We start from the raw sequence: 251 nt of genomic DNA, 5'->3' as shown, positions 1-251 counted from the left end.
GTCCATCTCTGCTTGTGCCTTGATCTTAACCACCTCTAAAGCTTCACGCTCTTTAGACAATCTATCATTAGCCATATCAATAGCCGTCTGCCACATATCAGCCCCAAGCGTGTGCAAGCGTTCTGTGATACCACTAGGTAAGTCTACTTGCTGTAGCTCTTGCTCTTCTTGCTGTTCTCGCTTCCAGCTTTGCATAGCATCACTGATAGTCGTGAATGATCCACCGCCTAGCGCCTTACGCACCTCTGCCA

Annotated in this window: 1 protein-coding gene; it reads right to left on the bottom strand. The window is 48.6% G+C overall.

Annotation, left to right across the window (positions count from 1 at the left end):
• The coding region (locus AAEY98_RS22530) for a DNA-binding protein (protein WP_351019847.1) at positions 1-251 on the bottom strand (251 nt) is incomplete at both ends.

Source organism: Shewanella sp. AC91-MNA-CIBAN-0169 (genome assembly GCF_040310165.1).
Classification (GTDB): Bacteria; Pseudomonadota; Gammaproteobacteria; order Enterobacterales; family Shewanellaceae; genus Shewanella.
Note: the sequence above shows the minus strand (reverse complement) of the source record. Positions and strands in the feature narration are given on the sequence as shown.